Raw genomic sequence first — 14,602 nt, forward strand, 5'->3', positions numbered from 1 at the left:
CGGCCCTGCCACACTAAGATACGGACCATGTGGTTTGTTTTCCAGGGCCCGTGAAGAGCCGATGACTCGTCAGGGCGTGCTGGTGGCGTCAGACCGGGATCTGTACGCAGCGGCCGTGCGGGTCCAGGTGACCCAGCGCGCCGGGCGAAGCGAGGCCCGGAAGCGTGTGCTTCCACAGGGCCGTGACCCGCTCGGGGAGGTCGGCGCGGTTGGTCGCGGCACGCGAGAACAACTGCACCCCCATATAGGCGGCGACGAAGAACTCGGCCGCCCGGTCCGGTGCCACACCGGGCAGCAACTCCCCGTTGTCCCGGGCCTCGGTGAACATCGTGGTGATGATGTCGGTCCAGGCCTGGTAGGGGACCAGCGGGTCCTCGCTGAAGGTCGTCTCCACCGCGATACGCGTGCCGGCCTGCAACAACGGGTCGCTGCGCAGGGCCAGTGCCACCTGGTGGGTGAAGTCGATGGCGTCCTGGAGCCGGGACTCACTCACCTGTGGCAGAAACGGATCGGTCTGCTCCGTTATGACCGCGCGGGCCAGCGCGTCCTTGGACGTGAAATGGAAGTACACCGCTCCTTTGGTGACCCCCGCGCGCTGGATGATCTCGGCCATCGTGGCGGCCTGGTACCCGCGGGTGCCGATGACATGAGCCGCTGCTTCGAGGACGGCGCGTCGGGTGCGCACTGCGCGTTCCTGCTTGACCACCGATCATCCTCCGTATGCTCTCTTGGAGTTGTTGTGCCTGGGCGCGACCCGCTGCCGTGGCCGCGCAGTCTATTTCCGCATCATAAAGAAGCCAACCATGCGGTATTGAATTTGCGCCCGGCGGGGGAGCGGACCGGCCGGGTACGCACCGGCGTCGCCCTCCGGCGCGGCGCCGTCGAGGCCACGAGCGCGAGGAGCTGTCCGATGTCCCCCACCGCCTTCCCCGCCATACCCGACGTGCACCGGGAGGTCCGGCTCGCGGCCCTGGCCCCGGGCGAGCCGGCCGCCCGCCACTTCATCCTCGCCGAGGTGCCCGTACCGCAGCCGCGGGCGGATCAGGTCCTGGTGCGCAACCAGGTGATGGCGGTGACCGCGGCGATGCGGACGCAGATGACCGGAATCCGGCTGCCGATGCCGTCATTCGCACCGGGTGCGGCGCTGTGGGGAGCGGCGGTCGGCGAGGTGGTGGCCGCGCCCGGCGGCGGCCTCACACCCGGCGAACTGGTCCATCACCCCTTCGGCTGGCGGGAGTTCGCGGCGGTCGACGTGTCGCGGGTACGGCGTCTCGACGCCGATGCGCTGCCGTCGCCGGCCGCGCATCTGTCCCAGGGGGCGACCGCCTGGGGCGCGCTCCGCCGGGCCGCCGGGATCAGGCCGGGGGACACGGTGTTCGTCAGCGGTGCTGCGGGCGGCGTGGGCAGCATGGCCGGGCAGCTCGCGCGGCGGCTGGGCGCCGGACGGGTGGTCGGCAGCACCGGCTCGGAGCGCAAGGCCGCCCGGCTGCGCGCCGAGCTGGGCTACGACGACACGGTCGTACGCGGCGCCGGGTCGATCGAACGCCAGCTGCGGCGGGCGGCGCCGGACGGTATCGACGTGCTGCTGGACACCGTGGGCGGCGAACAGCTGACGGCGGCACTCGCGGTGGCCCGGCCCGACGCGCGGTTCGCGCTGGTCGGCGCGCTCTCCAGTCAGTTGGGCGGGGACGGCGGTGTCATCGCCCCGGTGGAGCTGGACCCGGGGCTGATCATCACGCGGCGGGTCGCCCTGCGCGGGTTCGGGCTGTACGCCCACCCGGACCTGCCGCAGGAGTGGACGAAGGAGTTCGGTGAGGGCCTGCGGGAGGGCACGCTGATCTTCCCGCATGCCCTTCTGAAGGGGATCGAGCAGGCGCCGCGGGCGCTGTGCGAACTGGCACAGGGATGTCATATCGGGGCCGTGCTGGTCGAGTTGTGAGACCGGCGGCACGGTGCCGGGGCGGTGCCGGGGCCCGGTCAGCCGACCGCCGGGAGCTGCGCCGGCTCCGGCACGGCGGCCGGGATGCGCCCCGGCGCTGACGGCAGCAGCGCCCACAGGTCGACGACGGCCTCCTTGTCCCACCAGGTCCCGTCCTCGCTGCCCAGATGCAGCAGACCCACCACGATCGAGGTCAACAGCTGTGCGGTGCGCCGCGGTTCGGCGTCCGAGGTGTGCGCCCCGGCGGGCCCGCCCGTCCCGCAGGTCATCGCTTTGTCGAGAAACAGCGCATACCAGCGCTGCTCCAGGGCGTAGATACCGAGCCCCGGCGCGGTCTCCGGCCGCAGCCGTAGTCCGGCGCGCAGGACGGCGTCCGCCTCCACGCGGGTGAAGAGCGCGACGGTGAAGTCCCGTACGGCGGCGGCCAGTGGCTGCGGGGAGCGGGTGAAGGCGTCCTCGAGTTCCCGCAGGGCCTCCAGCGCGGCGTCCCGCACCGCGAGCGTGAGGTCGTCCTTGGACGTGAAGTGGAAGTAGAGGGCCCCTTTGCTCAGCCGGGCCCGCCGGCTGATCTCGACCATGCCCGCTGCGGGAACCCCCTTCTCCAGGAAGGTCTCTGCGGCCGAGCGGATGAGTGCCTGGCGGCTCTGGATGGCGCGATGCTGGGTGGGCACGGTGTCCGTCCCGTCTCTAGTACGGCTGCGAGCTCATTGCAGTCTACATAGAAAACCAACCATGCGGTTCGATATGCTCCGCGGGATTGGCCGGAACTGGCGGGCCGTGACGCGAAGCCGGCGCTCGGCCGTTCGTCCCGGTGCGGACGCCTCAACGGGGCGGCTGTCCCCAGTCTGGCCCCGCGAAAGGGTGTTGTCGACCCGTCAGCAACGACCAGCATGCATTGACAAACAGCGCAGGCGGTTTTTAAATCTCGGAAGGCGGTCAACGGGGTGTCTCCCTTCCGTTGCACCGCCTCGACGGTTGCGTACCGCCCCGGACGGCGGTGCGCCATGGCGAGACCGCCGCTGTTGTTGCCCGTCGTCGACCGCAGGCCGCCCATCAGCCGAGCCGGCCACACCCCCGAGCCCTGCACCCCCCATCGGAATCCGGAAAGGTCTCCAGCCATGCGCGTAGCAACGGAAGTCGCTGAACGTCCCGTGAGAGGTGTGCGGGGCGCCGGAGGTGAGACGATCAGGGCCGCTGTCTTCGATCTGGACGGCACACTCGCCAACACTCTCCCCGCGATCAGCAAACTGCTGACCAAGGTGGCCGCGGAGCAGGGCTGTTCGGTGACCGCCCGGCAGGCGGCCGCCGCCATCGGCAAGCCTCCCGGACCCGCCTTCGGCCGGCTGCTGGGCCGGCCCGAGGATGACGGCCGGGTGCAGGCCGCGATCTCCCGCTACCGCGAACTGTTCGCCTACGAAGTGCTGTGCCTGGGGCCGCAGCTGCTCTTCCCGGGCGTGACCGCGGGCCTGTCCGCGCTGCGTGCCCACGGGGTCGAGCTGGCCGTCGCCACGTCCAAGACCACCCGCAGCGCCGAGGCGCTGCTCGACGTCATGGGCATCCGCGACCTGGTCGGGCCGGTCATCGGCCAGGACATGGTCCGGCGCGGCAAGCCGCACCCGGAGATGGTGCTGCGGGCGGCCGGCCGGATCGGTGTCGCGGCCTGGCAGAGCGCGTATGTGGGGGACACGGTGGGGGACATGAGGATGGCGGTCACCGCGCGCATGGAGCCGGTCGCGGTGACCTACGGCGTCGGCACGTTCGGTGAGCTCGCCGGGGTCGCCGGTACCCGGATGTGCGGCTCCTTCAAGGACGTGGTCTCGGTGATCGCCGCCGCCCGGCCGCGCGCGGGCGTCCCGGTGGGGGCACAGCAGCGCCGTCGCTGAGACGGGGGAGACGGGGGAGACGGGGGCGGGGCCGCTACGCCCCGTTGATCGCCTCGTGCGCGTAAGGGGCCCCGGCGTCCCGGAGTTCGGCGTGCAGACGGCCGAACACCTCCGCCGCGCGTCCGCCCGGCCAGTCCTCAGGCAGGAGGGGAGAGGGCAGTCCGGGATCGGCGTAGGGCAGCCGGCGCCAGGCGTCCAGCGCCAGCAGATAGTCGCGGTAGGCCGCTTCGGGGGGAACCGAGCGGCGCCGCGACCACCGCTGGAGCACCGGCTCCTGCGCGTCGAGGAAGGCGCGGTACTGGGCGGCGACGGCGTCCAGGTCCCACCAGCGCGCCACGGCGTCCGCGGTGGGCGCGAAACCGGCGTGCGCGCCGGTGAACAGGTCGACGTACGGGGACAGTTGCAGCCGCTCCAGGGTGTGCCGGGTCTCCTCGTAGAGCTGCGCGGGGGCGATCCACACCCCTGGTGCGGCGGTGCCGAAGCCGAGCCGGGCCAGCCGCGAGCGCAACAGATGCCGCTTGTGCCGCTCCTCCTCGGGGACGGAGAAGACGGCCAGCACCCAGCCGTCGGACAGCTGCGCGGCGGGGCGGCCGAAGATCCGGCGGTCGCCGTCCTCCAGCAGCTGGCGGGCCGCGTCGGACAGCCCGTAGGCGGCCGCGCCGGACGCCGTGCGGGCGGGCTCCAGCAGCCCGCGCCGCTTGAGCCGGGAGACCGCGGAGCGCACCGACGGCGGATCGACCCCGAGCGCACCGAGCAGCCGGATCAGGGCGGCCACCGGCACCGGAGCGGCCGTGCCGCCCGGCTCCCCGGGGCCGCGCCCGTACGCGCCGTAGAACGTGACGATCAGGGACCGTGGGGTGCGCTGCGTTTGCTGGTCGTTCACCGGGTCACTCTAGAGGGGCCCCGCGCAGCCGGAAGCGCTGGAGCTTGCCGGTCGGGGTGCGGGGCAGCGCGGAGTGGAAGACGATCTCGCGCGGGCACTTGTAGGGCGCGATACGGGTCTTGGTGAAGGCGCGCAGTGCGGCGACGGTGTCCTCGCCCCGGGCGACGCCGGCCCGCAGCACGACATGGGCGACGACCACCTGCCCGCGGTCCTCGTCGGGCCGGCCGACCACCGCCGCCTCGGTCACGTCCGGGTGCCGCAGCAGCGCGTCCTCCACCTCGGGACCCGCGATGTTGTAGCCGGCCGAGATGATCATGTCGTCCGCGCGGGCCACATAGCGGAAGTAGCCGTCGGGTTCGCGGACGTAGGTGTCGCCGGTGATGTTCCAGCCGTCCCGTACGTACTCCGTCTGCCGGGCGTCCGCGAGATAGCGGCAGCCGGTCGGCCCGCGGACCGCGAGCAGCCCCGGTGCGCCGTCCGGCAGCGGGGCGCCGTCCGCGTCCACCACCCGCGCCTGGAAGCCGGGGACCGGCAGCCCCGTCATCCCGGGCCGGATGTCGTCGTCGGCGGCCGCGATGAAGATGTGCAGCAGCTCGGTGGCGCCGATGCCGTTGATGATCCGCAGACCGGTCGCCTCGTGCCAGGACTGCCAGGTCGCCGCGGGCAGGTTCTCCCCGGCCGACACACACCGGCGCAGCGAGGAGACCTCGTGCCCGGCGAGCTTGGGCAGCATCGCGCGGTAGGCGGTCGGCGCGGTGAACAGCACCGAGATCCGGTGCGCAGCGATGTCGGTGAGCAGCTGCTCCGGCCCGCCCCAGTCGGCGAGATAGGCGGAGGCGCCCGCGCGCAGCGGGAAGATGACCAGTCCGCCGAGGCCGAAGGTGAAACCGAGCGGCGGGCTGCCGGCGAACACGTCGTCCGGCTCGGGGCGCAGCACCTGTGCCGAGAAGGTGTCCGCGATGGCGAGCACATCGCGGTGGAAGTGCAGACAGCCCTTGGGGCGCCCCGTCGTGCCCGAGGTGAAGGCGATCAGCGCGACGTCGTCGGCGGCGGTGGCCACGGCCGGGTACGGCGTCCCGTCCGGCCGGGCGAGCTGCCGCAGATCGTCCGGACCGTCCCCGCCGAACGTGGTGATCCGCAGGTCCGGGACCTCGGCCTTGGCGAGGTCGTCCACGGACCGCACCTCGCACAGCGCGTACCGCACCTGCGCGATCCGGCAGATCGTGGCGAGTTCCTCGGGGCGCTGGGCGGCCAGCACCGTCACCGCGACCGCCCCCGCCTTCATCACGGCGAGCCAGCAGGCGGCCAGCCAGGGTGTGGTGGGGCCGCGCAGCAGGACGCGGTTGCCCGGCAGCACCCCCAGCCGGGTCGTGAGCGCATGGGCGATCGCGTCCACCTGCGCGCGCAGCTGCCCGTACGTCCAGACCGGCCCGCTCGCGTCGCGGACCGCCGGCCGGTCGGCACCGAGCCGCGCGATGGTGCCGTCCAGCAGCTCGGCGCCGCAGTTCAGCCGGTCCGGATAGCCCAGATCGGTGAGGTGCGGCCACTGTTCGGGGGGCGGCAGCCGGTCGCGCGCGAAGGTGTCGGTGTGGGCCGAGGACCGTAGCTCCATGACGGGTGCCCCCTAGGGCGGCCGGGAGAGGAACGGGGACGGTGGAGGCCGGTGCGGGAACCGGTCGGGGACTGCGCGGTCGGCTGCTCGTCCTGCGGTCGAGGACTGCCGCTCGGATCGTTCGTCAGCGTAACGTGTTCGTGACGGCAGTCAACAGACCGCGATAGAGGACCGCTACCAGGGAGCCGCCCCGTGACCGTGTTCGCGCTGGGACCGGAGGAGCAGGAATGGTGTGCCGCGCTGCGCGCGCTGACCGCCGAACGGCTGAGCCCGCTGGCCGAGAAGGGTGAGGAGGGCCGGGTCAACCGCCCGCTGGTCGCCGCCCTCGGTGAACTGGGCCTGCTGCGGCGGCTGTTCCCCGCCGACGGCGCGCCGCGCGCCCTGGACCTCTGTCTGCTGCGGGAATCCCTCGCCCAGGAGTGCACCGCGGCGGAGACCGCGCTGGCGCTCCAGGGCCTGGGCGCCTGTCCGGTGGCGCAGTCCGGGACCGCGGCCCAGCGTGCCCGCTGGCTGCCGGAGGTGGCCGCGGGCCGCGCGGTCGCGTCCTTCGCGCTGAGCGAGCCGGACGCGGGCTCGGACGCCGCCGCGCTGTCCCTGGCCGCCGAGCCGGACGGCCCGGACGGCTGGCGGCTCACCGGTGAGAAGTGCTGGATCTCCAACGCCCCCGAGGCCGACTTCGCCACCGTCTTCGCCCGCACCGGCGGCGCGGCGGGCGCGCGCGGTGTCACCGCCTTCCTCGTCCCCGCCGACCGCCCCGGCCTGACGGGCGCGCACCTGGACATGCTCAGCCCGCACCCGATCGGCACCCTGGTTTTCGACGGCACGCCGGTGACCAGGGCGGATGTGCTGGGCGAGGTGGATGGCGGCTTCGCCGTCGCGATGGCCACGCTGAATCTCTTCCGGCCGAGCGTCGGCGCGTTCGCGGTCGGGATGGCGCAGGCCGCGCTGGACGCGGCGCTGACGCACGCGGGCGCACGCACCGCGTTCGGCGGCCCGCTCAAGGACCTCCAGTCCGTCGGCCACCAGCTCGCCGAGATGGCCACCCGGGTCGAGGCCGCCCGCCTCCTGGTCTACGCGGCGGCCTCCGCGTACGACACCGGGGCCCCGGACGTCGCCCGCCGCTCGGCCATGGCCAAGCTGCTGGCGACCGAGACCGCCCAGTACGTCGTCGACGCCGCGGTGCAGATCCACGGCGCCCGCGCGCTGCGCCGTGGTCACCTGCTGGAGCACCTCTACCGTGAGGTCCGCGCGCCGCGCATCTACGAGGGCGCGACGGAGGTGCAGCGCTCCCTGATCGCCAAGGAGCTGTACCGGTCGCGGGCCTGAACTCCCGTGCGGAACAAGCCGGTTGTGCGCCTCACCTGTTCGTCTTCCAGACCTGGCCCAGCTTGCACCGGCCCGCCTTCGGCCCCCGGCTGTCGGGGCTCCTGACGAGGGTGCCGGAGACCGAGGCGGGCCGGGTGCGGCCGACGGGCACCCCGCTGACCGAGATCTCCGCCGAGCCGAAGTCCGACTCGGGCGGGGTGGTGGCCCCGGCGGCCGGCGAACCGCCCGTGCTGGTGCTGGTGCCGGGCGCCGGTCAGCGCGACAACGACCAGTGCGCACGCGGCCACAGCGCGGACAGGGCGGAACTGCATGGTTATTTCTCCCCGTGTGACGGCCGCCCCTGAGGACGGCCGCTCCGTACGCGTACTCATACGCGTATGCGTGTGGTGATGCGCTCGCCGGATGTGGTTGACGAGCGCGCGTCAGGCTGGCGAGCGCGGGCGGGGCCGCCGTATTCCGGCCGACGGGCGCGTGCCGGTGGCGGATGTCAGGCTGACAGCAGAGGAGATCCGCGAAGGGAATCGCCATGATCACTACTGACTTCGTTCCCGGCTCCCCGTCCTGGCTCGATCTCGGCGCCCCGGATGTCGAGGCCGCAACGGCCTTCTACCGGGCCGTGTTCGGCTGGCAGGCCGAACCGCACGGCGGCCGGGACACGGGCGGCTACACCCTGTTCCGGCTGGACGGCAAGGCCGTCGCCGCGGTCGGCCCGCTCACCGAGGACGGCGCCCGCTCCGCCTGGACGCTCTACTTCCAGACCCCCGACGCGGATGCCACGGCCCGCTCGGTGGAACGGGCAGGCGGGACGGTCCGGGTGCCGCCGGTCGGGGCCGGCGCGGACGACGGGCGGTTCGCCCAGCTCACGGACCCACAGGGCGCGCAGTTCGCCGTCTGGGAACCGGCCGCGTACCCCGGCATGGAGGCCGCGGACGAGCCGGGCACGCTGGTCTGGACCGAGCTCTACACCACCGATCCGGCCGCCGCGCAGACCTTCTACCAGTCCGTCTTCGGCTGGACCACCCAGGACATGCCACTCCCCGGCGGCAACGGCACCTACACCCTCCTCACCCCCGCGGGCTGCGGCGACGACCGGATGCACGGCGGCCTCATGGGCGTCCCGGCAGACCTCCTCGGCCCCGGCGGCAAGCCGTACTGGCACCCGGTCTTCGGCTGCCAGGACTGCGATGCCACCGTCGGTCTGGCCACCGGCAACGGCGGCACCCTGTCCATGGGCCCGGAAACCGCCGAGGGCGTCGGCCGCCTCGCCGTCTGCAACGACCCCGCGGGCGCGGAGTTCGTGGTGCTGACTCCGGAGGGAGAGCTGTGATGCTGCGGGCGGCCTGAGGGATGTCCTGCCGCTGTCGGCGGGTCGCGACGTGATCCCGGCGTGGCTGGTGTGATCGCGGACGCGGCTGTGGGACACGTGGGGCGCAACCGGGTGGAGCGCCGGTCGGCATCCTGCTTGCCTCCCGGCCAGGGCTTCGACGTCAAGGGCGTTGTTCCGTCCCCGCCGAAACGCGGACGTCCGACCTGCCGCGCGCCCTGGCCGGTGGCCGGCTCATACCGTTGTGGGCCGGCCGAGGAGTGAGCGCATCGCTTCCGCCACCGACGGGAGTTGGCTGTCGAGGTAGAAGTGGCCGCCGTCGAAGGAGATGAGGTCGCCCGGACAGGTGGAGTGGGCGAGCCAGCCGCGGGCGTCGTCGACCGTGACGATCGGGTCGGCGGTGCCGACCATGGCGGTCAGCGGGATGTCGAGGGGCGGCCCCGGCAGCCAGCGGTAGAGCCCAAGGGCCCCGTAGTCGGCGCGGAGGGTGGGCAGCACCATCTCCAGCAGTTCCGGGTCGTCGAGGACCCGGCTGCCCGTTCCGCCCAGGCGGCGGATCTCGGTGATCAGGGCCGCGTCGCCGGCCAGGCGATCGCCGGCCCGGGGCTCCGGGCTCGGGGCGCCACGCCCGGAGACGATGAGATGCCGCGGCGCGGCCAGGTTGAACTCGCTGAGCACACGGGCCGTTTCATAGGCGACGACCGCGCCCATGCTGTGGCCGAAGAACGCGTACGCGCGCTGCGGGGCGCGGGCCAGTTCCTCGGCGACGGCACGCGCCAGATGGGGCAGGGAGGTCAGCGCGGGTTCCAGACGACGGTCCTGACGCCCCGGGTACTGGACGGCCACCACGTCGATGTCGGGTGCCAGGGCCCGGGTCAGGCCCAGGTAGGCGCTGGCGGAGCCGCCCGCGTGCGGGAAACAGATGAGCTCGAGCTTGCTGCCCTCGGCGCTCGCGAACCGCCTTAACCAGCGGCTCTCCTCTACGGACATGTCAGGTCCAATCCAGCGGCAGCCGCGCCCCGGCCGGTCGGGTGAGGCGAGACGGGGCAGCCGCTTGTCGTCGCGAATGGTTGAGAGAGGTGGAACAGGGTCAGGCGGAGCGGTGTGCGTCCGCGTCCGCCGGCGGAAGGAAGCCGGTCTCCGCGAAGAAGGAGACGTACCTCCGGAACAGGCCGGCTGTCATCTTCGGGCACTCGATCCCGGTGTCCTTCAGCGCCTGTTCGGCCACGCTCGTGTCGACCGGCGGATAGAAGACCCCGTCGCCCTTCGCCATCATCTCGAACGCCTCCAGCAGCGGAAGCATCACATTGTCGGGGTCCGACCTCACGAGGGCGCTCCAGGCGTCCCAGTCCAGCTCCTTCAGGGAGTGTCCCCGCGCCGTCAGCTCCGAGACGAACTCGGCGTAGGTCATGTGGCTCTGATTGTAGAGATGGAAGGTGCTCGGGTGGGTCCGCCCCGACAGCGACAGAGCGACCACGGCGGAGCTGACGTAGTCCACGGGCGTGAGCGGGACCTCGGCGTCCAGACCCTTCGGGACGGCTCCTGCCTGGAGCAGCCCGCGCAGGCTCAGCCAGACGAAGTCGCGTGTCTGGCAGGCGCCGTTGACCTGATCGCCCGAGACGACGTCCACGCGGTAGACGGAGACCGGCAGACCTCGGTCGCGGGCGATGCCGATGACCTGCTCGGCGACCCACTTGCTGCGCAGGTAGCCGCTGGGCAGTGCCTCGGCGGGCCCGGTTGGGTCGTCCACTCTCAGCGGTCGGCCTCCCGCACGCTCGCCCGCGAAGACGCCGATGGTGGAAACGTGGTGGACCGGAACGGTGCGGTGCCGTGCCGCGAGCCGCAGAACCTCCTGCGTACCGCGTACGTTGGCCGCCTTCAGCGTGCTGAACGGGTGCAGCCAGTGCACCTGGGCGCCGCCGTGGTAGACGACGTCGACAGTGCGGGCGAGATCGTCGAACTCCTCCTCGCTCAAGCCGAACCTGGGCTCGGCGAGGTCACCGACGACCACCTTGATCCGGGCTGGGTCCACCTCGTCCCAGACGCGGTAGTACCGCAGGTTCTCACGCAGCCGCCGCAGGCCATCGGCCGCGTCGCTCGCACGGACCAGGCAGTGCAGGGTGCCCCGGGTGGCGTGCGAAAGATCGCGCAACAGGAACGCGCCGAGGAAGCCGGTGGCGCCGGTCAGGAAGATGTCCGCCGGGTCGTCCACCTGGAGTACGACCTCGGCGGAGGGCCGGATCACCTCGTCCAGGCGGATCTCCGCCGCATAGTCCTCCACCTGCACCTGGTGGACGGCCGCGGCTGCGCCCGTGCCGCCGTCCGCCCCGTCCACCAGAGCGGTCCGCAGGAACTCCGCCAGGGCGCGGGGCGTGGGGTGGTCGAAGACCAGTGTGCCGGGCAGGCGCAGGTCCAGCTCCGCGGCGAGACGGCCGCGCAGTTCCACCGCGGTGAGCGAGTCGAATCCGAGCCCGGTGAAGGCCTGGTCGACAGCGAGGGACGACGGGTCGCCGTGGCCGAGGACCCCCGCCGCGGCGGCGAGCACCACGTCCAGGACGAGGGCGAGCTGTTCACGTTCGCCGGCTGCGGCCAGCCGCCGCCCCAGATCGCCCGTCGCGCGCTCGGAGTTGTTGGCGGCGCGCCGCACCGGCCTGCGCGCCAGGGAGGCGAGCAGCGGCGGCACCTGTGTGGGACGCTCCCGCATCACGTCGAGGTCCAGCGGGGTGATGACGGGGGTGGGGTGGGGCAGGGTGAGAGCGAGATCCAGCAGCCGGGGGCCCTGTTGCGGGGAGATGACCCCGAAGCCGGCGCGGGTGATGCGGGCGATGTCGGCCTCGTCCAGGTCGCCGGTGATACCGGAGTCCTGGGCCCACAGCCCCCAGGCCACGGAGGTGGCGGGCAGGCCCCTGGCGGCGCGCAGCGCCGCGAGCCCGTCCAGGAACGCGTTGGCCGCCGCGTAGTTGGCCTGGCCGGCGCCGCCGATGACTCCCGCGATCGAGGAGAACAGGACGAAGGCGGACAGGTCCAGCCGCTCGGTGAGTTCATGCAGATGCCAGGCGGCGTCGGCCTTGGGCGCGAGCACGGCGTCGAGGCGCTCCGGGGTCAGGTTGGCGACCAGACCGTCGTCGATGACGCCGGCCAGGTGCAGGACGCCGGTCAGAGGGTGATCGGCGGGGACGGCGTCGAGGACGGCGGCCAGGGCGGCACGGTCGGCGATGTCGGCGGCGACGACGGTCGTCGTGGCGCCCAGCGCGGCCAGTTCCGCCCGCAGGCCCTCGACACCCGGCGCGGCAGGGCCCCGGCGGCTGACCAGGAGCAGATGCCGCACTCCGTGCTCGCGCGCCAGGTGGCGTGCGAACAGGGCGCCGAGGCTGCCGGTGCCACCGGTGATCAGGACCGTGCCCTCGGAGTTCCAGGGTCTGGTGCCGTTGTCCTCGGCACGGGGAGCGCGGAGCACGCTCGGCAGCAGGACGCGGCCGTCGCGGATCGCGGCCTGGGCGGCGCCGGAGGCGACCACCGCGGACAGCGGGCCCGCGAGAGCGTCCATGTCGTCCGTGTCGGCGTCCACGAGGACGATCCGGTTCGGGGACTCCGACTGCGCCGAACGCAGCAGGCCCCAGTCGGCCGAGCCGGCCGGGTCGAGGAACTTCTCGTCTCCGGTGGCCACCCCGCCCCGGGTCACCACGACCAGCGGTACGGCGTCGGGCCGCTCGTCGGCCAGCCACCGCTGGACCATGCCGAGTGAGGCGCGGGTGCGCGCGTGAACGGCGGCCATGACGTCCGCGTCCCGTAGGTCGACGGCGGGCCTGAACACCACGACCGCGTCGGCATCGCCGCGCTGGGCCCGCCCAACGGCCTCGGCCATGGTGAGGCGGTCGGAGTCCTCGCCGACGACGGCGAGGGCCAGGGCGCTGGGGGGCGCGGGCAGCGGGGTGGCCCGCCAGTACAGGTGGAACAGGGCATCGGCGTCCCGGGCCGAGGCGTCGCGCATCCGGCCGGCGCCCACGGTGCGGCGGGTGACGGCCCGCGCGAAGGCCACCGGCCGGCCGGAGCGGTCGGCGAGACGCAGGGCGACCGTGTGCTCGCCCGTCGGGACGAGATGGGCGCGCAGGGCGGTGGCGCCGGTCGCGTACAGCTGGAAGCCGCTCCACTCCACGGCGAGCGTCTCGTCGTCCCCTTCCGCGTGCGGGCCGGTCAGCGCCCCGGCGTACAGGGCCGAGCGCAGCAGCGTCGGGTGCAGGCCGAAGTCGGCGGCCTCGCCGTGCAGCGCCTCATCGAGGACGAGGTCGGCGAACACCTCGTCGCCGAGCCGCCAGGCGGCGATGACGCCCCGGTCCGTGTCCTTGAGGGCGAGTGCGGCGGCCTCGGGCGGCGGCCACGCGGCCGGGCCGAACGGCGCCGTGGAGATGCCGTGGCCCAGCCGTCCCCGGGCACACACCGCCCACGGCAGGTCCCCGCCGTCGGGGCGCGCGTGCAGGGTGAAGGCCCGCGCCAGGTTCGCGTCCGGCTCCTCGACGGACAGCTGGAGCTGGAGCCGGCCGTCCTCCGGCAGCGTCGGCGGCATGTCCAGTACCAGTGACTCCACGGCGCTCGCGTCCAGCTCGTCACCGGCGCGCACGAGGGCGTCCACCAGGGCCTCCGGCGGCAGCACGGTCGCTCCGCTGAGGGTGTACCGGGTCAGCCACGGGTGGCTGCGCGCCGAGACGCGGCCGGTGAACAGCGCGCCCCGGCCGTCCGCGTGTTCCACCCGGGCACCGAAGAGCGGGTGTCCGCCCGACCGCAGACCGAGACCGGCAGCATCCGAGACACCGGCGACGGACGTGATCCAGTAGCGCTCGTGCTGGAAGGCGTAGGTGGGCAGGGGCGGCTCGACGCGGCGGGCGCCGGTACCGGCGAAGAAGGCCGGCCAGTTCACCCGCACGCCGTGGGTGTGCAGGGCGCCGACCGCCTGGACCGCGGTCCGGTTCTCGTCGTGGTCGCGGCGGAGGAGGGGGATGGCGGTGGTGTTGTCGAGTGTGTCGCGGGTGAGGGCGGTGAGGGTGGTGTCCGGGCCGATTTCGATGAATACGCGGGTGCCGGCTTGGTGTAGTGAGGTGAGTGCGTCGGTGAATTTGACGGTGTTGCGGATTTGGTCGGTCCAGTAGCGGGGTGTGGTGAGTTCGTCGGGGGTGGTGAGGCGTCCTGTGAGGGTGGAGACGATGGGGATGTGGGGTTTGTTGTAGGTGATGGTGGTGGCGATTTGGTGGAAGTCGTCGAGGATGCTGTCCATGTGGGGGGAGTGGAAGGCGTGTGAGACGGTCAGGCGTACGGCCTTGCGGCCGTGCTCGTGCCATCGCGCCACCTGTCGTTCCACGGCGTCTTGGTCGCCGGAGATCACTGTTGACAGTGGGGAGTTCACGGCTGCTACCGCGATGGCTCCGGTTTCGTTGGCGAGTGCGGTTTCGATTTCGTCCTGTGTGGCTTGGATGGCGGCCATGGCGCCGTCTTGGCGGGCGGCTTGCATGAGTCGTCCGCGTGCGGTGACCAGTCGTGCGGCGTCTTGGAGTGAGAACACTCCTGCGATGTGGGCGGCGGCGAGTTCGCCGATGGAGTGGCCGGCGAGGTGGTCGGGGGTGATGCCCCAGGAGTGGATGAG

10 protein-coding genes and 1 pseudogene are annotated in these 14,602 nt (G+C 72.9%); 5 read left to right on the plus strand and 6 right to left on the minus strand.

Going from position 1 to position 14,602, the window contains the following annotated elements:
- Positions 1 to 88 precede the first annotated feature (88 nt).
- Entirely contained in the window at positions 89 to 685 is a 597-nt protein-coding gene (locus tag ACWC9R_RS27760) for a ScbR family autoregulator-binding transcription factor (RefSeq protein WP_450735537.1), read from the minus strand.
- 225 nt (positions 686 to 910) lie between these two features.
- On the opposite strand from ACWC9R_RS27760, the gene ACWC9R_RS27765 reads away from it, so the two are divergent.
- Positions 911 to 1,939, plus strand: coding sequence for an MDR family NADP-dependent oxidoreductase (locus tag ACWC9R_RS27765; protein ID WP_450735539.1), 1,029 nt, complete (start codon positions 911 to 913; stop codon positions 1,937 to 1,939).
- A 38-nt stretch (positions 1,940 to 1,977) separates the two neighbouring features.
- On the opposite strand, the gene ACWC9R_RS27770 is transcribed toward ACWC9R_RS27765, so the two are convergent.
- Positions 1,978 to 2,610 carry a TetR family transcriptional regulator gene (locus tag ACWC9R_RS27770; protein WP_450735541.1) on the minus strand — a complete coding sequence of 211 codons (633 nt, stop codon included), beginning with the start codon at positions 2,608 to 2,610 and terminating at the stop codon, positions 1,978 to 1,980.
- Positions 2,611 to 3,099: 489 nt separating this feature from the next.
- On the opposite strand from ACWC9R_RS27770, the gene ACWC9R_RS27775 reads away from it, so the two are divergent.
- Positions 3,100 to 3,822 (plus strand): HAD family hydrolase, encoded by a 723-nt coding sequence (locus ACWC9R_RS27775; protein WP_450735543.1) that lies wholly within the window; start codon positions 3,100 to 3,102, stop codon positions 3,820 to 3,822.
- A 34-nt stretch (positions 3,823 to 3,856) separates the two neighbouring features.
- Here the strand turns inward: ACWC9R_RS27775 and ACWC9R_RS27780 are convergent, their stop codons facing one another.
- Positions 3,857 to 4,705, minus strand: coding sequence for a PaaX family transcriptional regulator (locus ACWC9R_RS27780; RefSeq protein ID WP_450735545.1), 849 nt, complete (start codon positions 4,703 to 4,705; stop codon positions 3,857 to 3,859).
- Positions 4,706 to 4,709: 4 nt separating this feature from the next.
- A pseudogene (locus ACWC9R_RS27785) lies at positions 4,710 to 6,445 on the minus strand (AMP-binding protein).
- A 64-nt stretch (positions 6,446 to 6,509) separates the two neighbouring features.
- Between ACWC9R_RS27785 and ACWC9R_RS27790 the strand changes: the two are divergent.
- The 3 genes from ACWC9R_RS27790 to ACWC9R_RS27800 all read left to right on the plus strand — a co-directional run bounded on the left by ACWC9R_RS27790 (position 6,510) and on the right by ACWC9R_RS27800 (position 8,970).
- Positions 6,510 to 7,643 (plus strand): acyl-CoA dehydrogenase family protein, encoded by a 1,134-nt coding sequence (locus ACWC9R_RS27790; RefSeq protein WP_450735547.1) that lies wholly within the window; start codon positions 6,510 to 6,512, stop codon positions 7,641 to 7,643.
- A 110-nt stretch (positions 7,644 to 7,753) separates the two neighbouring features.
- Complete coding sequence (locus ACWC9R_RS27795) at positions 7,754 to 7,987, plus strand: hypothetical protein (RefSeq protein WP_450735549.1); 234 nt, start codon at positions 7,754 to 7,756, stop codon at positions 7,985 to 7,987.
- Positions 7,988 to 8,169: 182 nt separating this feature from the next.
- Positions 8,170 to 8,970, plus strand: a complete 801-nt coding sequence (locus ACWC9R_RS27800; protein ID WP_450735551.1) for a VOC family protein — start codon at positions 8,170 to 8,172, stop codon at positions 8,968 to 8,970.
- A 231-nt stretch (positions 8,971 to 9,201) separates the two neighbouring features.
- On the opposite strand, the gene ACWC9R_RS27805 is transcribed toward ACWC9R_RS27800, so the two are convergent.
- Both ACWC9R_RS27805 and ACWC9R_RS27810 read right to left on the minus strand, forming a co-directional pair.
- The gene (locus tag ACWC9R_RS27805) at positions 9,202 to 9,957 is read right to left on the minus strand and encodes a thioesterase II family protein (protein ID WP_450735553.1); all 756 of its coding nucleotides are present in this window, start codon (positions 9,955 to 9,957) and stop codon (positions 9,202 to 9,204) included.
- 100 nt (positions 9,958 to 10,057) lie between these two features.
- Positions 10,058 to 14,599 (minus strand): thioester reductase domain-containing protein, encoded by a 4,542-nt coding sequence (locus ACWC9R_RS27810; protein WP_450735556.1) that lies wholly within the window; start codon positions 14,597 to 14,599, stop codon positions 10,058 to 10,060.
- Positions 14,600 to 14,602: the final 3 nt, after the last annotated feature.

Source organism: Streptomyces sp. NPDC001219 (assembly GCF_053597915.1).